Consider the following 19,306-nt stretch of genomic DNA (forward strand, 5'->3'; position numbering starts at 1 on the left):
TGCATTGAGCAAGGAATCGGGAGCACTTCATGAAAGCCGTCTACATCTCCGAACCGGGCGGACCCGAGGTTCTGGAAATCCGCGACGTCCCAGCTCCGGTTCCCGGCCCCGGCGAGGTTCTCATCGACGTCGTCGCCGCCGGCCTCAACAGGGCCGATGTCCAGCAGCGCCGCGGTTTCTACCCGCCGCCCCCAGGTGCATCCGAGGTTCCCGGCCTTGAGGTCTCGGGCCGGATTGCCGCTTTCGGCCCCAAGGTGAGCAAACCGTTTTCCGTCGGCGACAAGGTGGTCGCCCTGCTTGCCGGCGGTGGTTACGCACAACAGGTTGCTGTCCCGGCCGAACAGGTCCTGAGATTGCCCGACGGCGTGGACCTCGTGACCGCTGCTGCCTTGCCCGAGGTGGCCGCCACCGTGTACTCAAACCTCATCATGACTGCCCAGCTGCAACCCGGCGAGACGGTGCTGATCCACGGCGCCACGGGTGGTATTGGCACCATGGCCATCCAGCTCGCCAAAGCCTACGGTGCCACAGTCGCGGCGACCGCCGGAACGGCTGAAAAGGTCAGCACTGCCAAAGCCTTCCTCGGGGCAGATATCGCCATCAACTATGCGGAGGAAGATTTTCCCGCAAGTCTCAAGGCACAAAACGGAGGCAAAGGCGCGGACGTGATTCTCGACGTCGTGGGCGCCAAATATCTGCGGCAGAACGTGGAAGCGCTTGCGGACTACGGCCGGTTGGTGGTGATCGGGCTGCAGGGTGGCACTAAAGGCGAACTCGACCTCGGCCAGCTGCTGAGCAAACGCGCAGCGATCATCGGCACAGCGCTGCGTCCACGGCCGGTCGCCGAAAAAGGCGTGATCATGAACGCTGTCCGTGAATCTGTCTGGCCAATGCTCGCCGATGGCCGGATCAAGCCCTTCGTGGCCAAGTCGTTTCCCTTGGCGCAGGTCCGTGAAGCCCACGAGTACTTCGATTCCGGCGAGCACATGGGCAAAGTCCTGCTGGTGTTCTAGAACGCCCCGACTTCACGAAGGAGAGCGATGTCCATCCGGTACAGCATCCTGGCATTGCTCCAGGAGCAGCCACGTTACGGGTACCAGTTGCGGGCGGCATTCGAAGAACGCACGGGGTCGGTCTGGCCTCTGAACATCGGCCAGGTGTACACCACCCTGAACCGGCTGGAGCGCGACGCTTTGGTCCGCAAAGAGGGCGACGACGGCCGCGGCCACGTGCTCTACAGCATCACCGACGCCGGAACGGTAGAGATCAGCCGATGGTTTACCGCGGCGGTGGAGCGTGGAGTCCCTCCAAGGAACGAACTGGCCATCAAACTTGCGCTTGCCGTCACGACTGCGGGTACCGACGTCACCGCGCTCATCCAGGCCCAACGTGAGATTTCGCTGAAGGAACTGCAGGAACTTACCCAGACCCGCAAGGACCTGGCCGCCAACCAGCGGTTGACGGACACTGCGCGGTTGCTCGTCCTGGACTCCCTGATCTTCCATGCCGAGGCTGAGGCCCGCTGGCTGGATCTCTGTGAGGCGAGGCTGGTCCAGCAGGCCAACGGCGCCAGCAACGGCACAGCCGGAATGGTCCGTGGCCCGGGAGCACCCGCCGCATGAACTATGCCACGGGCTTCTGGGAAAAATGTGGTTTCGCTAAGGACGAAGGCGAAATACTCGTCAAGGCTCTGGGCTGAGTTGCGGCCCGTGAGAGTATGAACGCATGAGCGATCAGGACGACACTCAAACCAGTGGCGAGAGCTTTGACGACATCCCGGTGGAGGGCACAACCTTGGACGCTGGTACGGCGGAGAGCACAACTGAAGCGGGCTCGAAGCCCGAGGCCAAGTCTGATGCCAAGAAAGGCAGCACGCTGCAGGACCTCGTCGACGAGCCTGCCAAAGTCATGCGGATCGGCACCATGATCCGCCAATTGCTTGAAGAAGTGAAGAGTGCTCCCTTGGACGAGGCTGCGCGCGGGCGCCTTGCCGAGATCCACGAACGCTCCATCAAAGAGCTGGAAGAGGGCCTCGCTCCGGAATTGGTGGAGGAGCTGGAACGCCTCAGCCTCCCATTCCCCGAAAACTCCACTCCGTCCGACGCCGAGCTCCGGATTGCCCAAGCCCAGCTGGTCGGTTGGCTCGAAGGGTTGTTCCACGGAATCCAGACCGCCATCGCAGCGCAGCAGGCAGCACGGGAGCACGCGGTTGCCCAACTGCAGCTTCGCCAGCTGCCGCCCGGGACCATGATCGCCCCGGGCGTGGTTATTGGCGAGAATGGTGAGCCGCAGCGTGCCCACCTTCCAGGCAAGGAAACCGAACCCGGCAAACCAGCTCGCGTTGAAGATCCGGACCACGGTCCGGGCCAATACCTCTGAGCGCCACGTTGGGATTCTTTGGGGGCGTCCGGCAGGGACGGAAGGATGATGCTGAGCTAGGCAAAGGATTGTGGAGGCGCGCCCACGACCGCTTCCATCGTGGCCTTGACCGGTACCACCAGGTCCTTGAGGGCGTCGAAGACGAACAGCTCTATGTCGAACTCGTGGCCATTGCCAACGAATTGGCCGACTTGTCCTCCAGGGTGCGGGCCATCTGCGTCGAGGCGCAGCTCCGGGCGCCCAGTGACGGGCTGGATATCCCCGGGCCGCTCGCCGGGGTCCACCGCGCGCTGTCCAAAGCGGGGAACTCCCTCGCGACGACGGCGGAGGCAGCCGCGATGCTGCGTCTCGCCGTCGGGCCCGTCCCTGTGGGAGCGATTTCGGTGCGACGGCGCGCCGAAGCCGTTTACGAGAATGTAGAAGAAGCAGAACGGTTATTGAGGGGATACGTCGGCTCGTAGGAGTTCGGCCGATTTAGGTGCAGACGCGTCTATTCCCACATGGCAACTATTAAGCGCCTAGCTTAGAGGGGCCGGAATCCGTAGTCACCCGGTGTGCGCGGCTGGCAGGATGGAGGCCATGACTTCGTCACCGAACCTTACTTTTAACGACGGCAATACTATTCCCCAGCTCGGCTACGGGGTGTGGCAGGTTGAGGACGATGTAGCCGAAAAGGTGGTGCGTCAGGCCTTCGACGCCGGCTACCGCCACATCGATACCGCCAAGATCTACGGCAACGAGGCAGGGGTGGGACGTGCCATAGCTTCCTCCGGCCTCAAACCCGAGGAAATCTTCATCACCACCAAGCTGTGGAACGCGGACCAGGGTTACGAGTCCACCCTCGCCGCTTTCGAAGAATCGATGGATCGCCTCGGGCTGGCAACCCTTGACCTGTACCTGATCCACTGGATGCAGCCCAAGCAGGACAAGTTCGTGGATACCTGGAAGGCGCTCATTGAGCTCCAGAAGCGCGGACGCATCAATTCCATCGGCGTCTCCAACTTCAGCAAAGAGGGTCTCCAGCGCCTGATCGAGGAAACCGGCGTAGTTCCGGCGATCCACCAGATCGAGCTCCACCCGTTCTTTAACCAGGCCGAACTCCGGGCATTCGATGCCTCCCAGGGCATCCTGACCCAGGCTTGGTCGCCTCTGGGCCAGGGCGGCGAGCTTCTCGAGAACGCCACCATCGCGCAACTCGCCGCCAAGCACGGCGCCACCCCGGCGCAGGTTGTTATCGCCTGGCACTTGGCGATCGGCAACGTGGTGATCCCCAAGTCCGTGACCGAGTCCCGGATTCAGGAGAACTTCGCAGCGCTTGGCGTCACTCTGGACGAAGCCGACGTCGAGGCCATTAACGGCCTGGACCGAGGCGCCGAAGGTCGCATCGGGCCGGATCCGGCAGTTTCCGACTTTGCCTGATTTCTCGACTTTCTTGACGGCAAAGGCCTCGCACCGCCAGGTGCGGGGCCTTTGCCGTAGTGTCCCTTTGCCGTTTGTGTCACTGCTGATCTAGACCGCCAAGGTCACTGTGCCGGCGTCTCCGTCTACAGTCACCTGTTGCCCGCTGACTATCCGCTGTGTCCCGTTGCCAGTGCCCATGACCGCAGGGATGCCATACTCCCTGGCGACGATGGAGCCGTGGGCTGCCACTCCGCCGATGTCCGTGACCAGACCCTTCGCTTGGGCGAAGAGAGGCGTCCAGGCGGGAATGGTCGTGGGGCACACGAGGATGGTGCCGGGCATCATCTTGTCAAAGTCCGCGGGTGAGAGGATCACGCTTGCCGGGGCGGTGACCCGTCCGGGGCTCACGGGGAAGCCCTGCAGGGTCGGCCCCTCGTCGGCATTCCTCTTCTGGGTCTCGAAGCCGGATAGATCGATGCGTCCGAATTTCCATCTGGCGGCAGGGGGCACGGCCGCGGGCGGATGCAGCCGCTTCCGGGCCTCTCGAAGCCCGCGGCGCTCCATGGCGATCCGGGCCAGATCCGGGCAGTTCCGCCCTGCTCTTCGCCCCTCACTGGCTGTCAGCAACTCTTGGGTCTGAAGGTAGAACACGTCGCCTGGGGCATCGAGGGAACCCGCCTCGGCCAAGCGCCGCCCCAGCTCCAGCGCCAGACGGCGGAGAGCAGGCCAGGCCGAACCGATGTAGAAGAGGGTCTCTTCCCTGTAGGGGGCGAAGCCCTGTGCCCAGTGGAGAATCTTCAGGAAGAGGCGCCGGCGCAATGGATCGAGGTGGCGGGCAGTCTGTTCCACCAGGCTTTCACGGTCGCGGACCATCTCCGCTTGCCGTACCCTTACCTCCACGCCCGGGTGATGCACCTCAGCCTTCAGGCTCAGCAGGACTGGTGTCGGGTCCTCGTCCTGGGTCGGATCCGCGAAGTCCAGGTTATAGACCTGGTGGCCGTAGCGGCCGAGGTAATCCTGGAGTTGCTCGGCCACGTCGCCGCCCCCGGCGCTCAGGGCATCGAGCAGCCGCTGAACGGGGATAGAAAGGGCGATCTGCCGTAGATCCCCGGAGGCACGGATGTGCTCGGCAATGGCCTCGAGCCGGGCTTGGGCTTCGAGGGCTTTCGAGGGGAACCCGCGCAGGAAAAGTGAGCTACTCAGTCCGCTTCTTGGCATGGCGATGGCCAGGAAGCGGCCGAGGAGCATATCGCTGCCCTTCGCGGCAGCCAAGGCGAGGGTGGTGCTGCCCCAGTAGCGGGCCTCGGAGAGGGCGAGCTCGCGGATCCCGTCGAGGAGCTGCTCGTCCCGTGCAAAGGCCAGGTCTAATTCCTTCCATCGTTCCACGGTCTTCAGGTGGCCCGGCAGCACCTCGTCTCGCCAGTACGGTATCGCCTGGACGAAGGTCGCGCGCATTGTCTTGCCGCCGAGAAGGGATGCCAGGAGTTTCAGCAGGCCCCGCGCATTGATGGTGAAGCTTGCGCACATGTAGGCGTACCCGTTGACCGTCGCGTAGGAGGGGAGGCCAGTGTTGGCGACGACACCCGGGTATCCCAGCATCTCCATGTCCATCTGCATGGCGAGCTCCATCCCGTCGCTGAGGTAAAGCTCTTCGAAGAGCGGAGACAGGGGCTCGGGCATGTTCTCGGCCACCTGGCGACGGATCCATTTCGTTCCCGGGATGGGGGGATCCCACCGCACGTCCTTGAGCGGGGCGGGCGGCAGGCCCGTCATCGGCCGGGCCTGGAGGATCCAGTAGCGCCCGTCGGCGACCGCCCACTCGAGGTCCTGGGGCACGCCGCCAGACTCCCTCTCCACCTGGAGAGCCAGTTTCCCCAACTCCTTCACACTTCGCTCTGAGAGGGCCGGCTGCCCGCGGCGTCCTTCTGGAATGCCTTCAGTGACCGTTCCCTGTTCCCCGGTGGCCCGGATCGAGACGTCCTTCATCCCGAGGGTCGCCTTCTTGACTATCAGGCTGGTCTTGTCCACCACGAGGGTGTCCGGTGTAACCCGGCCCGACACCACAGCCTCCCCGAGGCCGTAACTGGCGTTGATGACCATCTCTCCTTGCTCCCCCGTGGTGGGATCGGCCGTGAACAGCACCCCCGAAACCTCCGAGGGCACCATGATCTGGACCACCACCCCCATGGACACCGATCGCTGGTCGACCCCCATCCGCAGCCGGTAGGCAATCGCACGAGCCGTCCACAGGGAGGCCCAGCAGCGCACCACCGCCCCCAACAGCTCCTCCTCGCCGCGCACGTTAAGATAGGTCTCCTGTTGACCCGCGAACGACATTCCGGGCAGGTCTTCCGCCGTGGCAGATGAGCGCACCGCGACCGCAGCTCCTCCGGGCAACCGTGCGTAGGCGCCCGCGATGGCGCGAGCGATCTCAGACGACATGGGAGCGCCGGCGAACAGGCCGGATATGGCGCTTGACGCCGTCTCGAACGATGAGGGCTGCGAAGGGTCCGCGGCGTCAAGCGCATCAAGGATGGCAGGTTCGAGTCCGTTGTCAGCCACGAAGTCTCTATACGCTTCGCAGGTGAGATGGAAGCCGTCTGGTACCGGCAAGCCCCAGCCGGCAAGTCGCGCGAGCGATGCACCCTTGCCGCCGACGTTCTCCAGCGTCGCGCGCGGATCAGCTAGGGAAAGCGTGAATTCCCGTGTCATGGCTCGGCCTCCTGCCAAGGCGAGGCCGTTCTGATGCGGTTCACTTGGCACCGGATTCGGGACTCGCTCACACGGCCCATCTAACGTGACACTCTCCCCACATTCAACCAATTCAGGAGCAAGAGCGCGGGTAAGATTGGTGCATCCCAGGAGTGCTGGGCATGCTCGCGACCGAGGCGGCGGTGCCGATACTGCTCAAGGACGGTTAGCGCTCGCGCCGACCCAGCAGGTGTCCCGCGGCCCATACGTCAACCGGGACACACTGCCGGCCGTTCATAAAGGTCTACCCTTCATTGACGGAGCGCTCCAGGGTTGGGGTGCGCGGTGTCTCGACCGGAGCGTCTGGGCTAAGTCCCCATTCGGCCCAGGATCCGTCATAGATCCGGACACGCTCTCGTCCGAGAAGTTCGGTGAGCACGTACCATGCGGTGGCCGCGCGGCCGCCTACGGTGCAGTACATGATCAGCTCGTCCTCTCCCTCGAGCTCAGGTACGGGCATCGCCTGGCGTAGCTCGTTGCCCGGGCGGAATGCGCCATTCTGATCGTAGAGATCGCCGAACGGCCGGTGGACCGCCGTCGGGATGTGGCCCGCGCGCCCTCCCGGTTCCATTCCGCCGGACGGCCAGAACCGATCACCGGCGTACTCGGGCTCGGAGCGGACATCCAGAATCGTTGTTCCTACGCGCCCTATGGCCTGCCGCACGGCCGGCATGTCGGCGAACAGCCCGTGGTCCCGTTCGGTGAGCTGGTACGGAGCCGCTTCCAAGCGTGACGGCGCGGTGCCGCAGGGGTGTCCTTCGGCGCGCCAGGCGTCTCGGGAGCAGTTCAGGATGCGGACGTCGGCGTGCCCGTACAGCTTGAGCAGCCAATAGCCGAGCGCCGGGGCGTAGCCATAACACACGACCGTCGAGGCCGGGCCGATGCCGGAGCGAGCCAATAGTCGTTCGATCGCTTGTCTGCCGACCGGGCGATACCGCTCGTCTTTGAGGTCGGCGTAGACGTTCCACAGGACGGCGCCGTCGATGTGCCATTGATTGTAGGCGGCCGCGGAAACGTCCACTTCGACGACGCGGACCGCAGGATCGTACAGGTGATGTGCCAGCCAGATGGGTTCGATGAGCATGTCCATAGTCTGCCCGCTCGTCCTTGGGCCAGAGTTGGCTCAAGGTTGGCGATACCTTGGCGTCGGGGTGTGCCTGCTATTCCACTTGGATCCACCCCAGTAAGTCTTCGCGACTGACTGCGCGGAGGAGCGCCGGGTGGTCGCTGGCAATATGGCCGCGGATCGCTCCGATCACTTCCTCGTCGGTGTCGCCGCGGACGACGAACCCACATTCGCATCGGATGAGCTTCGCCATAACGACCTCCCAAACCTGGTCGAGCCCTCGGAGTGATGAGGGCACATGCGATCATGGTGTCATGACCGTGCAGTCAGCGCTGCATATCCAGATCTGCGGACCGCTGGTGGTGGAGCGGGACGGGCTCAGGCTCGACCACGGACTGCCCGGTCGTCAGGGACGCCTGCTGTTCACGTACCTCGTCATTAACCGGCACCGTCTGGTGCCTCGCGACGAGCTGGTCGAGGCGCTCTGGCGCTCTCCCGATCCCGCCGGGATCGACGCGCGCCTCAACCCGTTGATTTCGAAGCTTCGCCACGTCTTCGGTTCGGATGCGGTGGATGGACGCGTCACCGTCCAGCTCCATCTTCCCGGCGCGTGGATCGACCTCGAAGCCGCAGTGGAAGCAATTCACCGGGCCGAGTCCGCCGTCGCTCAGCATGATTGGACCCGTGCCTGGGGGCCTGTTCTGGTGGCGCTGTTCGTCGCCGAACGCGGATTCCTGCCCGGCGAGGATGCTGACTGGATCGACCAGACCCGTAAGCAGCTCGCCGAGATCCGGCTGCGAGCCCTGGAATGCTACGCCGCCGCCGAACTCGGCGTCGGCGGCGCCGAAGTGGCTGGCGCCGTCCGCGCCGGCCGCCGACTCATCGCCTTGGACCCCCTGCGCGAAAGCGGCTATCGCTATCTGATGCAGGCTCTCGCCGCCCAGGACAACCTGGCCGAGGCGCTGGCCGTATACGTGCAGCTGTCCGACCTTCTCCGCGAACAGCTCGGCGTCTCGCCCAGCCCGACGACCCGTGCGCTCTACCAGCAGCTCCTCGGCCGGACCTGACCTCCGGGAGACCCCGGTTCGCCGATCGCTCCCGGCCGCCCGGGTCAGTAGACCTTCACCGGGACGAGGTTATAGGAGTTGTCACAAGCCCCGCGGGGCCCGGTGTGCGCGATCCCGTACAGGTGATCGGAGATGGAGCGGTCCGGCCTGCTCGCCACGACGCGGATCCGGTACAGGTCCAGGCAGTAGGCCTCGGCGTGCAGGGCGTGTCCGTTTCCTGTGACCACCGGGTTGATGATGTGCGTGGAGGTGGCGCCGTCGACCCCGGTGTGCCATACCCCGTCGAGAAGGGCAAGGATGGTCTTGGGCTGATAGCCGGCCACGTCGCGCCCGGCGTAGTAGACGGGCTCATAGCATCATCGCGACTGGCCTCGGGCTGCCTGACCAGATTGAAACACCCTGGCCCTCCGACAAGAGAACCGGCCCATGCCGGCCTCGGAGAACTCGAAGCTGACAGTGGCCGGGGCGCTGCTCTCCACGACAGACAGGGAAGGGCCGCCGGTATGACGTTGGCGGCCCCTCAATGCGTCCTCTGGTAAAGACTAGGCCGGGACGTCGAACCGCTGGCCTTCGGGCTTGGGCGGAAGGAACATGAAGATCAGCAGCGCCAGGCCACCGAGGAACGGAACGAGTCCGATGAGGATCAGCCAGCCGCTGAAGTTCGCGTCGTGCAGGCGCCGGACGACCAGGGCCAAGGACGGGACGATGACTGCCAGACCCCAGATGACTAAGAGGATGACGCCAACAATCATGCCGGGCCCCGGAACCATGGCCCCGGAGTCACTGACGGTCGCGCCCGCGGAGCCGGCCACGGACATGATGATGTTCAGCACAATGCTCACGACGCCGGAGATGAGGGTCCACCACCAGTATTCGCTACGGCTGGCCCGGCCGGTGAAGGTCGCGTACTTCTTGAAGAACCGGCGTGCTGCTTCGCCGATAGGAGCACCGTAGTACGGGGCCCAAAGCGGGACGGCGCTGCCAAACTGGGTGGTCTGTTGCTGTTGGTAGGACAAATGGATCTCCTAAATAGACGAGTGATGACGCTTCATCGTAGGGGTCCAAGCCATCGGCCAAGTTGTCCTGCAGATGAAATTCCGGCGGCGTGTCGGAACTCGCGATGACTCTCGAACGTTGAAGCGATCTGCGTGAGTGCCAAGCAGGAAAATGAGACACCTGAGGCAGCGAGCAAAGGTAGCGGGTTCAGGCGGCCGGCTGGTTGAGTTCGGGTCCGTTGTTCCGCACATAGTTGACCTTTTCAATCACGACCCGGGGCACACGGCGAGGTTCGGGCATGGAGTCAAGCTCCCGCCACTCGGGAGCTTCTCCCACTCGTAGCACCCATCGGCAGCAAGCGACACGCGTCGCGCCGAGGCCGCTTTCCGGAACGACGGTTTCTCGGTGACGGTTTCCATCCGGGCGTTGATAAGTCGCGCGCCGCCCTTCGGGACCCTTCGCTCACGACGGCACCGGTCCCCAGCGAGCCGTTACAGGCTTCCTTGTCACCGGTTCGCCTTCCCCGGAGCTCCGGTCGACGTAGGCTGTCAGGCCTCGATGCTGGTCTTGGTCATTCGATTATGTGCCGGCCAAAGCAACAACGACGACCACGACGGCGAGCACCGCCAAGACGCCCAGCCCGACATGGCTGATCCATTTCGGTCGCTGTCGATGAGGGTTGATATCGATATAGGGCATGGCCGCTGCTACTTCTCGGGGCGCGACGATGCCGAGCCCGACCGCTTGCGCCACCACAATAGGAGCAGATGGACGGAAAACATCAGTACGAGTGAGAGGCCAGCGAAGACCATTAGGCCGCTGAAATATCGGTGTGGATCCACAGCAACGGCGCCTTTCAGTCGGACAACCTGCTGATCGTAGCTTGGGATATCCCTCAAGAGAAAATTTGCCTTACGCGGCGAAGGTCAAGATCGCCTAAAGAAAGGATCAAGATTCCCATAAGATCGCCAAGAGGAGCGCTCGACAGGTACTCAAGCGCCTAAGGGGTGGTCCTCGTCATGACGATCCGGCTGCCGGCAGCGCTTCTATCGCAGCCATGGCCGTCTTCGTTGCTGGAAGATTTGTAACTCAGGCACCATGTGTCGCCGTCCGTCATCAAGCGTCCGCGTGGGGCGCGTAATCGTGCGATGCCTAATCGAGAGCGTCAGCCCGATCCGACACCTGATGCCTTGGCTAACCTGGGCAAAACACCGTATGCGCTCCCGTGCCGAGACATGCCGGGAGAGTGGTATCGGGTACATCTGAGGCGTTTCAGGGCAAGCACGCCGGACAATAAGTAGGCCCGCATCCCCTGTGAATACCGGGATGCGGGCCTACTCTGTTTCGAGCTTCCTATCAGAATCGAACTGATGACCTTTTCATTACGAGTGAAACGCTCTACCGACTGAGCTAAGGAAGCACCGCGTGATCGTCCGGAGTACGGCTGAATCACGCAAGATACAACTGTAATAGAGTCACCTCGCCCGGGTCAAAACAGCGGCGGACGTAGCTCCCGCGGCGGCGTTGGTGCGGAATTCACCCACACGTTGCGCCCGGTTCAGGCCGTCGTCGCGGACCAGGGGCAAGCTGGGCGGAATAACGTGGCCGCGCGATTCCGGCCATCGACCAGCGAAGGGGCGCCATGAGCATGGACAGCAGCACCAGGATCAACGCGGACGACGCCGGGGCACATCGTGCACAGCCGCTCCGGCTTGCTGTACTGGACATGGTGGGCACCACCATCACGGACGATGGGCGCACGGAACGCGCCATGTCCCGGGCGCTGCAAGAGACCGGCGTCGAGCCCGGTTCCTCCCGCTTCGAAAGCATGCTCGGCTACGCCCGGGACACCATGGGCTTTTCGAAGCTGACCGTCTTCAGCCACCTTTTCGAAGACTTGGAACGGGCCGAGAGCGCCAACAAGACCTTTGAGCGCGCCTACGACGATCTGATTGCCGACGGCGGCGTCCGGCCGATTCCTGGAGCCGAGGAAACCATTGACTGGATGCGAGACTCCGGCATGAACGTCTGCTTGGCTACAGGCTTCGGACGCCACACTCAGAACATGGTCCTTGAGTCCTTGGGCTGGATGGGGAAGGCCGATCTGAGCCTGTGCCCCGCCGACGCCGGCCGCGGTCGCCCTTACCCGGACATGATTCTCACGGCAGTGTTGGCCCTTGACCTGGATGATGTACGCGAGGTCGTCGTTGTGGGGGACACGAGCTCGGATATGTTGTCCGGCGTTCGCTCCGGGGCTTCCGCCGTGGTGGGCGTGCTCACCGGCTTCCACTCCGAGGCGGCCTTGCGCGCGGCCGGCGCCACCGCCGTCGTGCCCTCAGTCAAGAACCTTCCCGCGCTGCTGGAACCGCGCGCAGCCCGGCTCTAGGACCAGGTCTCAACGATCGACCAACTTTCCCGTGTGCTCCGCACCGCGCGAGCCGCCAGCCCGCCGTCGACGTTTCAGGGTGGTGGGCAAAAGCGGTAAGACGTGGCGGGGTTAAAATTCCCCGGGTTATCCACATAGGCATGGTGCCGTCTCCGTAGGAACGCTGCCTGTGGACGTTGTGGAGTATGGATCTCATGGCTGCTCTTCGTGCACGAGGGGGAGTGGCCCTGCGCAGGGACCTCCTCAAAGCCGGCGTCGGGGCCTGGCAGCTCCGCACCGCGGCACGGCGGGACCGCGTGGTGGTCCCTTACCGCGGCGTGGTGGCCCTGGCCGATGCGCCCCGTGAATTTGGTGCGGCATACAAGCACGGAGGTGTCCTCACATGCATCTCGGCCGCCCCACACTATGGACTTTGGCAACTGCACCCAGCCAATGAGCTCCATTTAGTCTGCGGTAACGGGCTACCTCGCGACGGCGTAGTGCTGCACCGGAGCGCTTCGTTGCCACCCATGCCGGGCCGACCGGTGGCAGCTCTTGCCGATGTGCTGGTGCATGCCTTGCGATGCCGGCCAGCCGAGGAATCGCTGGTCATGGTGCAATGTGCGGTTATTCGCGGCGATACAACTGTGGATTTCCTGCGCAAAAGGCTACCAGGCAACCGGAACGGCAGGGCGCGGGACGTCCTGGATTTCGTGTGCCCGAAAGCAGATTCTTTGCTCGAACCCCTGGCGGCCATGCACTTCAAGCAAGCTGGGATCGTCTTCGTGCAGCACGTGGAATTGCCTGGAGTCGGGGAAGTCGATTTCGTCGTCGAGCGCTTCTTGATCGTTGAGCTGGACGGCAAAACACACTTTGAGCCCCGTGCCATCAAGAGGGATCGACGGCGGAACAACACTTCCGTTGCCGGTGGCTTCACCGTGTTGAGGTACTTCTACGAGGACGTTGTGTACCATCCGGAAGCAATGGTCGCTGAGGTGAAGGCGGCAATCCGGGCTCACCGTTCAGGGCTACGCCTCAACAAATGACCAGCTTTGAGGGCCGCAAGCACCACGCGTCCGCGCCGCGCCAGGGATTGCCAGCTCAGCCCAGCCCCAATTGTGGTCGCTTGTGGTGGGCCCAGCGCGGCCCAGCCAAAAGCCAGTCAGCACATGGTCCCGTCTGACGGCACCTTCCCGTCCACGAAGTAGTCGTCGACAGCGTTGGACACGCAGCTGTTGGAGCGGCCGTAGGCGGTGTGGCCTTGGCCCTGCCACGTCACGAGGGAAGCGTTGCCGAGCTGTTTCCGCAATGAACCTGCCCATGCCACAGGTGTGGCTGGGTCGCCGGTGGTACCGACGACTACAACCGGGGCCTTGCCGGTGTACTTGACGGGGGCCGGCGTGTGCACTGGCTTGTACGGCCAGTCCTTGCAATTGATGCCGCCGTAGGCGAAGTAGTAGCCGAAGGTGGGGGAGAGCTGCTTCAATCGGGCTTCCTCGGCACGCATTCCCGCCGTGTCCGTGACCATGGGGTAGTCCAGGCAGTTGATGGCGTTGAACGCGAACGTGGTGTTGGAACTGTAAGTGCCGTTCGGCTCCCGGTCCGCGCCAAAGTCGGCAATCCGAAGCATGAGGGACACATCGCCCTTGAATGCGGCCACCAACGCCTGGGTCAGAACGGGCCACGATTCGTTGTCGTAGAGCGGGGTGAAAATGGCGCTGACAAGCGTCGCCCCCGTCACCAGCCGGCCGTCCTTTGCCCGCTGGGGATTCTGTTCCACGTCGGCAATGAGGCCCTGGATCTGCTGCACGCCATTGTCGACGCCCCCTGGCAGCGGGCATCCGGCCTTCGCTTGGCAATCCGCCACATAGGTGTGCAGTGCCTTTTCGAACGCTTCCGCTTGGCCGGCGGTGAGGTCCTCGTTGTTGAGGGCCGGATCCACCGCACCATCCAGCACGAGCTTGCCGACGTTGTCCGGGAACAGGGACGCGTAGGTGGAGCCGAGCAACGTTCCGTACGAGAAGCCCAAGTAGTTGAGCTTTGCGTCGTTCAGCACCGCGCGGAGGATATCCATGTCCTTGGCGGAGCTGACGGTGTCAATGTGGGCCAGGGCGGGACCGGACTGGTCCACGCACTTGGCATTGATGGCTTTGGTGTCTGCCAGTGCTGCGGCGATTCCTTGGTCCGTGTCGTAGTTGTAGACCTTTTCGCGGGATGCATCGCGCTCGGCATCGCTGAGGCACGTCACCGGTGCCGAACGCTTGACGCCGCGGGGATCGAAGCCCACAAGATCGAAGCCGGACCGCAATTTGCTGGTGAAATGCGTCTTGGCCGCATCCCTGACGAAGTCATAGCCTGAGGCGCCGGGACCGCCTGGGTTGACCAGCAGTGAGCCTTTCTTCGTGCCTTGGCTCTGGAGTCGGATGGCGGCGATGGAGATGCTGCCGCCGTCCGGCTTGGCATAGTCCACCGGCACTTTGATGTTGGCGCACTGGAATCCTTGTTCACAGGACGTCCAGCTCACGTTTTGGGAGTAGAAACTCTCCAGTCCCGCCGGGGCCGCAGCGGCAATGGACGCGTCCGGGGTGCTGACACTGCCGGAACCGCTTCCGGATCCGTCACTGGGTGCCGGCAAGGAGAACACGCAGCCGCTCAGTAGGAGGCTGGCGGAGACCGTGGCAGCGAGTGCCGATACCGCCCGCCGCAGGGATGGGAACCGTGTCCGTGAACTGGACCCGGCGGACCGGCGTCGTGCGGGCGTCATGCGTTTCTCCTCATGGTGGGGAAGCGTGCTGTACTTCTAAACTATCCGGCTATTGCTGAATCAGGCTGCTCGCCATGGATTCGACGGCAAGCAGGGGTGCCACGTTCGTGGTGGTTATCCGGACGCGCGCCTTATTGATTGCATCCATGCGCCCTAAAGTGACCTCAGGCGTGGAGCCAGCGGCATACGCTTCCAGTTCGCTCCTGAGTTCAACGTTGACCAGCTCCACGGCGTTCCCTAACTGAATGACCAAGACGTCCCGGTAAAAGGACAGCAAATCGGTCAGGGTGCGGTCGAGCGAATCGGTGATGGAGCGTTTGGCCCGCCGTTTCTGGTCGTCCTCAAGTTGCTTCACCTGACTGCGCATCGACGGCGGCAACGTCCCGGATTCCGGCGCTCCCAAGCTCGCCAACAAGGCGACCTTCTCGGTGGCGTCGCGTTCGTCGTTGGAGCTGTTGGCCTCTTCGGTTGCGATCCTCACCAACTCTTCCGCCATCATCACGGCAGCAGTGACGCCCCGCAGACCCAGCGGGAAACGGACGGTTTCCATCCGGCGCTCCCTGGCCTCCGGATCGCGGGCCAGCCGACGCGCGATCCCGATGTGGCTTTGGGCTGCGCGGGCGGCCCGGTCGGCGATGGCGGGGTCGACGCCGTCGCGCCTTACCAGCAGGGCCGCGACGTCGGCAGCCGGCGGAATCCGGAGGCTCACCGGGCGGCAACGCGAGCGGATGGTGACGAGGACATCGGCCGGTGACGGCGCACACAGCATCCAAATGGTTCGGGGCGTCGGCTCTTCGATCGCCTTGAGGAGCACGTTGGTGGTGCGCTCTGCCATGCGGTCCGCATCCTCCACCACAATGATCCGCCAACGGCCCGACGCCGGCCGGTCCCCGGCTTTGGACACCATCTGGCGGGCCTCTTCGATGGTGATGGTGACTTTCTCCGTGCGGACAAAGGTCACGTCTGAATGGGTTTCGCCAAGGATGGTCCGGCACGAGGCGCACTCGCCGCAGCCGCGGAGGGCAACATCGTCCTGTTCACAATTTAGCGCCGCAGCGAACGCCTTGGCCGCGTTGGACCTGCCGGAACCGGGCGGACCGGTGAACAGCCAAGCGTGCGTGAGCCCCTCGCCTTGGGCGGCGGCACGCAATTGCGCGACGACGGGCGCCTGGCCCTGGAGCTCATCCCAAACGCTCACGTGCGGCTCCCGAGCAAGTCCTGCACGCGGTGGAGGATCTGCGTGGCGAGGTCCTCGATGGCATCCTTGGCGGGCAGTACGAGGTACGTCCGGGGGTGGGCTTCGGCCAGTTCCAGGAACGCGCTACGGATGCGGGCGTGGAAGTCATCCGGTTCGGACTCGAGCCGGTCTTCCGCGGCATCACCGGCGGTTCTGCGGTTCCGGCCATCGCCGGGGTGAACATCCAGGAGCACCGTCAGGTCCGGTTCGAGGCCTTCGGTGGCCCATTCGTTGAGCCGCCGGACGTCTCCGGTTCCGAGGTCCCGGCCAGCACCCTGATAGGCGACCGAAGAGTCGATGTATCGGTCCGTGATGACCACGGAACCTTGTGCCAAAGCGGGACGGATGACTTGGCTTGCATGGGCGGCCCGGGAGGCGGCGAACATGAGGGCTTCGGTCCGGGGGTCGATGGTGCCGTGGCCGTGGTCCAGCACCAAAGAACGCAGCTTTTCGCCGATCGGAGTCCCGCCGGGTTCGCGCGTGCGCAGCACGGAAAAGCCGTGGGACTCCAGTGCCTCGGCCAGAAGGGCAGCTTGTGTGGACTTTCCGGCCCCGTCGCCGCCCTCGAAGGCGATGAAGAGCCCAGGGCGCTGGTCCGGCGTGGGGTTCTGGTCCCGCTCTTCGCGCTGCGTAGTCACGGTTCTAAGCCTACAGAGGAACACCGACAGTGCTCGACGGCGGTGCTGGCCCACCCGTGCGGGACCGAACCTGCCGCTCGGCGAAACTCAGCCGTAACGCCTTTCCAGCCCCGGCTCCCCGGGCCTTAGGCTGGAGCAATGAGTCTTTCCCGAGAACATGCCGCGGATCTCTCCCCTGACACTGTGGTGGTAGCGGCGGGCCGTCCCGAACGTAGCCATGACCAGCCCGTCAATCCGCCCATCGTTCTGTCCTCCACGTATTTCGGCACAGGAGCGTTGGGCGACGGTGACCGCGGGTACGGACGCTACGCCAACCCCACCTGGGACCCGTTCGAGGAAGCGCTGTCCCAGCTGGAGGGAGCCGAACTTCCGGGGCTGCTCTACGCTTCGGGCCTGGCCGCGGTCAGCTCGGCGTTGTCACTCGTGCCCGCTGGGGGAGTCCTCGTCATGCCGACCCACAGCTACGCGGGATCGCTCGTCATGGCTGCCGAACTCGCGGCCAGGGGCATCCTTGAGTTGCGGACGGTTGATATTGCGGACACGGACGCCGTGAAAGCGCAGCTCGCCCCCGCGGACGGAAAGCCCGCAAGCATGTTGTGGATTGAAAGCCCCACCAACCCGATGCTCGGCATCGCCGATGTCCAGGCCTTGACCACCGCGGCCCATGCGGCCGGCGCCATCGTTGTCACGGACAACACCTTCTCCACGCCGCTCGTGCAGCAACCCCTTTGCCTGGGCTCCGACGTCGTGCTCCACTCCGTCACCAAATACCTGGCCGGCCACTCCGACGTCGTCCTTGGCGCTTTGGTGACATCCAATCCTGAGCTGCGCGCCGAACTCCTCCACCACCGCATCATCCACGGCGGCATTGCGGGTCCTTTCGAGGCCTGGCTCGCGCTGAGGGGGTTGCGCACCCTGGCATTGCGGATCGAACGTTCCCAGGCGTCGGCCGCGACGCTGGCCGAGAGGCTGAGTACCCACCCGCGGGTCGAGTCGATCCGCTTCCCGGGCCTCCCCACCGATCCTGGCCATGAGCGGGCCAAGTCCCAAATGAAAGGCTTCGGTTCCATCCTGTGTATCCAGCTGGCGGGAGACCGGACCCGCAGCGGAGCCGACGCCGCCGATCAGCTGGTCCGTGCATTGAAGTTGTGGCTCCCCGCTACGTCGCTGGGCGGAGTCGAGTCCCTCATCGAACGCCGACGCCGGCACACGGCCGAGCCTCTCAGCGTGCCGGACAATCTGGTCAGGATGAGCGTCGGGATCGAGAACGTCGAAGACCTCTGGGCGGACCTTGAGCAAGCGCTCAAGGCGCTTGACGGCTAGGCTGGGGACGTGGACGGAAAAGTTTTGATTTCATACATCCAGAATGGAATTTACTTCCTTCTGGGACTGGTTGCCTTTGCGTTGGAGCTTTGGGCGCTGGTGGATTGCTTGCGCCACAAACCGTCCTCCTTCGAAGCCGCATCCAAGCGCACTAAGACCTTCTGGCTGGCACTGACCTGCATTGCAGCGGTCATCGGCGGCTCTTCCGTCCTCACGGGCGGCGGTGGCTTGGGTCTCTTCGGCATCGCTGCCGTGACCGCGGCGTGTGTCTACCTGGCGGACGTCCGCCCCGCGGTGAAGGAAATCGGCAACAGCGGCCGCAACCAAGGTCCGTACGGTCCCTGGTGACCCGACTCCTGCCGGCCAACTAGGCCGGAGCCACAGCGGCCCAGTCGACGGTAAGTTCCCCCAAGCGCCAACGCGATGGTCCGTCCTGAAGGGGCCACCCGGCGTCGCGCGTTGATTGGCACATGGCCGTCCACCGCTGTTTGTTGCCAAACGACGCAAGTGGTGCCGCCTCCAGCCAGGCCTGGTCCAAGGCATTCAAGAAAGTGTGGATCCGTTCTCCCGGGACGTTGCGGTGGATGAGAGCCTTCGGCAGGCGTTCTGCAACGTCGGAGGGCAGCTCGAAACCGCCGAACCGCATGGACAGGCTCAGGCTCAATGGCCCGTCCGGATCCAGCGCAACCCACGTCACCCGGCGACCGATTTCATCGCAGGTTCCGTCGATGAACAAGCCTTGCGGCGCCAAGCGCGACTGTACCAACGCCCAGATCCCTGGCACGTCCGATTCCTCATATTGCCTCAGCACGTTGAAGGCACGAACCAGCACGGGATTGCCTGGAACAGGAACCTCGAATCCGCCCACATGGAAGCTGAGCCCGGGCTTTTCCAAGGACTTGGCGATCCGGACGCGCTCGGGTTCGATCTCGATCCCGCATACGCGAACGTCCGGGCGCACGGCCTGCAGCCTTTCGAAGAGTTCGACTGCGGTGGCCGGGGAAGCGCCATAGCCCAGGTCCACTACCAAAGGGTCGACGGCGGAGCGCAGCCGCCAAGCCTGGGGTCCCGCCAGCCAGCGGTCCAGGCGGCGCATGCGGTTGGGATTGGTGGTGCCCCTTGTGATGTTGCCGACTGGTTTGCCGCGTCTTCCTTGCACCCGCTCCGCTTTTTGCACCACGGCCCCACTTTATCCTCCTACGCGGGGTCACTTACGGCCCATCCGACGTACAAACACCGGCGCTAAGTGACCCCGTGTTGTGGCCAAAGGGGTAATCGCGTAACGCCCGGTAACGGCACGGCCTGATCGCTTAGGATAA

General features: G+C 64.1%; 21 protein-coding genes and 1 tRNA gene. 10 read left to right on the plus strand and 12 right to left on the minus strand.

What is annotated here, in order from left to right; translation table 11 throughout:
• Window positions 1-29: 29 nt before the first annotated feature.
• The 5 genes from A3M3_RS0108385 to A3M3_RS0108405 all read left to right on the plus strand — a co-directional run bounded on the left by A3M3_RS0108385 (window position 30) and on the right by A3M3_RS0108405 (window position 3,798).
• The gene (locus tag A3M3_RS0108385; protein ID WP_028265961.1) at window positions 30-1,013 is read left to right on the plus strand and encodes an NAD(P)H-quinone oxidoreductase; all 984 of its coding nucleotides are present in this window, start codon (window positions 30-32) and stop codon (window positions 1,011-1,013) included.
• 27 nt (window positions 1,014-1,040) lie between these two features.
• The gene (locus A3M3_RS24315; protein ID WP_051423041.1) at window positions 1,041-1,622 is read left to right on the plus strand and encodes a PadR family transcriptional regulator; all 582 of its coding nucleotides are present in this window, start codon (window positions 1,041-1,043) and stop codon (window positions 1,620-1,622) included.
• A gap of 103 nt (window positions 1,623-1,725) precedes the next feature.
• Window positions 1,726-2,379, plus strand: a complete 654-nt coding sequence (locus tag A3M3_RS0108395) for a bacterial proteasome activator family protein (protein ID WP_028265962.1) — start codon at window positions 1,726-1,728, stop codon at window positions 2,377-2,379.
• 8 nt (window positions 2,380-2,387) lie between these two features.
• Window positions 2,388-2,840, plus strand: coding sequence for a hypothetical protein (locus tag A3M3_RS0108400; RefSeq protein ID WP_028265963.1), 453 nt, complete (start codon window positions 2,388-2,390; stop codon window positions 2,838-2,840).
• A 118-nt stretch (window positions 2,841-2,958) separates the two neighbouring features.
• The gene (locus tag A3M3_RS0108405; protein WP_028265964.1) at window positions 2,959-3,798 is read left to right on the plus strand and encodes an aldo/keto reductase; all 840 of its coding nucleotides are present in this window, start codon (window positions 2,959-2,961) and stop codon (window positions 3,796-3,798) included.
• A gap of 90 nt (window positions 3,799-3,888) precedes the next feature.
• Here the strand turns inward: A3M3_RS0108405 and A3M3_RS0108410 are convergent, their stop codons facing one another.
• The 3 genes from A3M3_RS0108410 to A3M3_RS24325 form a co-directional block, all read right to left on the minus strand.
• Window positions 3,889-6,492, minus strand: a complete 2,604-nt coding sequence (locus tag A3M3_RS0108410) for a PEP/pyruvate-binding domain-containing protein (protein WP_028265965.1) — start codon at window positions 6,490-6,492, stop codon at window positions 3,889-3,891.
• Window positions 6,493-6,775: 283 nt separating this feature from the next.
• The gene (locus tag A3M3_RS24320; RefSeq protein WP_197023157.1) at window positions 6,776-7,615 is read right to left on the minus strand and encodes a sulfurtransferase; all 840 of its coding nucleotides are present in this window, start codon (window positions 7,613-7,615) and stop codon (window positions 6,776-6,778) included.
• A gap of 76 nt (window positions 7,616-7,691) precedes the next feature.
• A complete protein-coding gene (locus A3M3_RS24325; protein WP_155854336.1) occupies window positions 7,692-7,850 on the minus strand; it encodes a DUF1059 domain-containing protein in 159 nt (52 codons plus the stop codon).
• Here A3M3_RS24325 and A3M3_RS0108425 point away from each other — a divergent pair.
• Window positions 7,837-8,664 carry an AfsR/SARP family transcriptional regulator gene (locus A3M3_RS0108425; protein WP_197023159.1) on the plus strand — a complete coding sequence of 276 codons (828 nt, stop codon included), beginning with the start codon at window positions 7,837-7,839 and terminating at the stop codon, window positions 8,662-8,664. The two genes, A3M3_RS24325 and A3M3_RS0108425, sit on opposite strands and share 14 nt — an antisense overlap.
• Window positions 8,665-8,708: 44 nt before the next feature.
• Here A3M3_RS0108425 and A3M3_RS0108430 read toward each other — a convergent pair whose 3' ends face one another.
• The 5 genes from A3M3_RS0108430 to A3M3_RS0108450 all read right to left on the minus strand — a co-directional run bounded on the left by A3M3_RS0108430 (window position 8,709) and on the right by A3M3_RS0108450 (window position 11,080).
• A complete protein-coding gene (locus A3M3_RS0108430) occupies window positions 8,709-8,987 on the minus strand; it encodes a hypothetical protein (RefSeq protein WP_028265967.1) in 279 nt (92 codons plus the stop codon).
• Window positions 8,988-9,206: 219 nt separating this feature from the next.
• Window positions 9,207-9,680, minus strand: a complete 474-nt coding sequence (locus A3M3_RS0108435) for a DUF805 domain-containing protein (RefSeq protein ID WP_028265968.1) — start codon at window positions 9,678-9,680, stop codon at window positions 9,207-9,209.
• Window positions 9,681-9,867: 187 nt separating this feature from the next.
• Window positions 9,868-9,996 (minus strand): hypothetical protein, encoded by a 129-nt coding sequence (locus A3M3_RS29245; protein ID WP_269317251.1) that lies wholly within the window; start codon window positions 9,994-9,996, stop codon window positions 9,868-9,870.
• Between the two features lie 243 nt (window positions 9,997-10,239).
• The gene (locus A3M3_RS28820) at window positions 10,240-10,416 is read right to left on the minus strand and encodes a hypothetical protein (protein WP_155854338.1); all 177 of its coding nucleotides are present in this window, start codon (window positions 10,414-10,416) and stop codon (window positions 10,240-10,242) included.
• A 591-nt stretch (window positions 10,417-11,007) separates the two neighbouring features.
• Window positions 11,008-11,080, minus strand: a tRNA-Thr gene (locus A3M3_RS0108450).
• A gap of 222 nt (window positions 11,081-11,302) precedes the next feature.
• Here A3M3_RS0108450 and A3M3_RS0108455 point away from each other — a divergent pair.
• A complete protein-coding gene (locus A3M3_RS0108455; protein ID WP_028265969.1) occupies window positions 11,303-12,046 on the plus strand; it encodes an HAD family hydrolase in 744 nt (247 codons plus the stop codon).
• A 194-nt stretch (window positions 12,047-12,240) separates the two neighbouring features.
• The gene (locus A3M3_RS0108460; protein WP_231497210.1) at window positions 12,241-13,071 is read left to right on the plus strand and encodes an endonuclease domain-containing protein; all 831 of its coding nucleotides are present in this window, start codon (window positions 12,241-12,243) and stop codon (window positions 13,069-13,071) included.
• Window positions 13,072-13,187: 116 nt separating this feature from the next.
• On the opposite strand, the gene A3M3_RS0108465 is transcribed toward A3M3_RS0108460, so the two are convergent.
• The 3 genes from A3M3_RS0108465 to tmk are packed head-to-tail and all read right to left on the minus strand — an operon-like array spanning window position 13,188 to window position 16,664.
• Window positions 13,188-14,789, minus strand: coding sequence for an alpha/beta hydrolase (locus tag A3M3_RS0108465; protein ID WP_028265971.1), 1,602 nt, complete (start codon window positions 14,787-14,789; stop codon window positions 13,188-13,190).
• Between the two features lie 49 nt (window positions 14,790-14,838).
• Entirely contained in the window at window positions 14,839-15,987 is a 1,149-nt protein-coding gene (locus A3M3_RS0108470) for a DNA polymerase III subunit delta' (protein WP_028265972.1), read from the minus strand.
• On the minus strand, window positions 15,984-16,664 hold the full coding sequence (tmk, locus tag A3M3_RS0108475) for a dTMP kinase (RefSeq protein WP_051423045.1): 681 nt from the start codon (window positions 16,662-16,664) through the stop codon (window positions 15,984-15,986). The genes A3M3_RS0108470 and tmk overlap by 4 nt, the downstream gene beginning before the upstream one ends.
• 138 nt (window positions 16,665-16,802) lie before the next feature.
• Between tmk and A3M3_RS0108480 the strand changes: the two genes are divergently transcribed.
• Both A3M3_RS0108480 and A3M3_RS0108485 read left to right on the plus strand, forming a co-directional pair.
• Window positions 16,803-17,987 carry a trans-sulfuration enzyme family protein gene (locus A3M3_RS0108480; protein ID WP_028265974.1) on the plus strand — a complete coding sequence of 395 codons (1,185 nt, stop codon included), beginning with the start codon at window positions 16,803-16,805 and terminating at the stop codon, window positions 17,985-17,987.
• Between the two features lie 9 nt (window positions 17,988-17,996).
• The gene (locus A3M3_RS0108485; protein ID WP_028265975.1) at window positions 17,997-18,335 is read left to right on the plus strand and encodes a DUF2516 family protein; all 339 of its coding nucleotides are present in this window, start codon (window positions 17,997-17,999) and stop codon (window positions 18,333-18,335) included.
• A gap of 19 nt (window positions 18,336-18,354) precedes the next feature.
• Here A3M3_RS0108485 and A3M3_RS0108490 read toward each other — a convergent pair whose 3' ends face one another.
• Window positions 18,355-19,167, minus strand: a complete 813-nt coding sequence (locus tag A3M3_RS0108490; RefSeq protein ID WP_028265976.1) for a hypothetical protein — start codon at window positions 19,165-19,167, stop codon at window positions 18,355-18,357.
• Between the last annotated feature and the right edge of the window lie 139 nt (window positions 19,168-19,306).

The sequence above is a fragment of the Arthrobacter sp. MA-N2 genome (assembly GCF_000517125.1).
Classification (GTDB): Bacteria; Actinomycetota; Actinomycetes; order Actinomycetales; family Micrococcaceae; genus Arthrobacter; species Arthrobacter methylotrophus.

Excerpts from the sequence above, each read along its gene's own strand:
- A3M3_RS0108385 (WP_028265961.1), top strand. The coding sequence starts at position 30 with ATGAAAGCCGTCTACATCTCCGAACCGGGCGGACCCGAGGTTCTGGAA.
- A3M3_RS24315 (WP_051423041.1), top strand. The coding sequence starts at position 1,041 with ATGTCCATCCGGTACAGCATCCTGGCATTGCTCCAGGAGCAGCCACGT.
- A3M3_RS0108395 (WP_028265962.1), top strand. The coding sequence starts at position 1,726 with ATGAGCGATCAGGACGACACTCAAACCAGTGGCGAGAGCTTTGACGAC.
- A3M3_RS0108405 (WP_028265964.1), top strand. The coding sequence starts at position 2,959 with ATGACTTCGTCACCGAACCTTACTTTTAACGACGGCAATACTATTCCC.
- A3M3_RS0108410 (WP_028265965.1), bottom strand. The coding sequence starts at position 6,492 with ATGACACGGGAATTCACGCTTTCCCTAGCTGATCCGCGCGCGACGCTG.
- A3M3_RS24320 (WP_197023157.1), bottom strand. The coding sequence starts at position 7,615 with ATGCTCATCGAACCCATCTGGCTGGCACATCACCTGTACGATCCTGCG.
- A3M3_RS0108425 (WP_197023159.1), top strand. The coding sequence starts at position 7,837 with ATGAGCTTCGCCATAACGACCTCCCAAACCTGGTCGAGCCCTCGGAGT.
- A3M3_RS24325 (WP_155854336.1), bottom strand. The coding sequence starts at position 7,850 with ATGGCGAAGCTCATCCGATGCGAATGTGGGTTCGTCGTCCGCGGCGAC.
- A3M3_RS0108455 (WP_028265969.1), top strand. The coding sequence starts at position 11,303 with ATGAGCATGGACAGCAGCACCAGGATCAACGCGGACGACGCCGGGGCA.
- A3M3_RS0108460 (WP_231497210.1), top strand. The coding sequence starts at position 12,241 with ATGGCTGCTCTTCGTGCACGAGGGGGAGTGGCCCTGCGCAGGGACCTC.
- A3M3_RS0108465 (WP_028265971.1), bottom strand. The coding sequence starts at position 14,789 with ATGACGCCCGCACGACGCCGGTCCGCCGGGTCCAGTTCACGGACACGG.
- A3M3_RS0108480 (WP_028265974.1), top strand. The coding sequence starts at position 16,803 with ATGAGTCTTTCCCGAGAACATGCCGCGGATCTCTCCCCTGACACTGTG.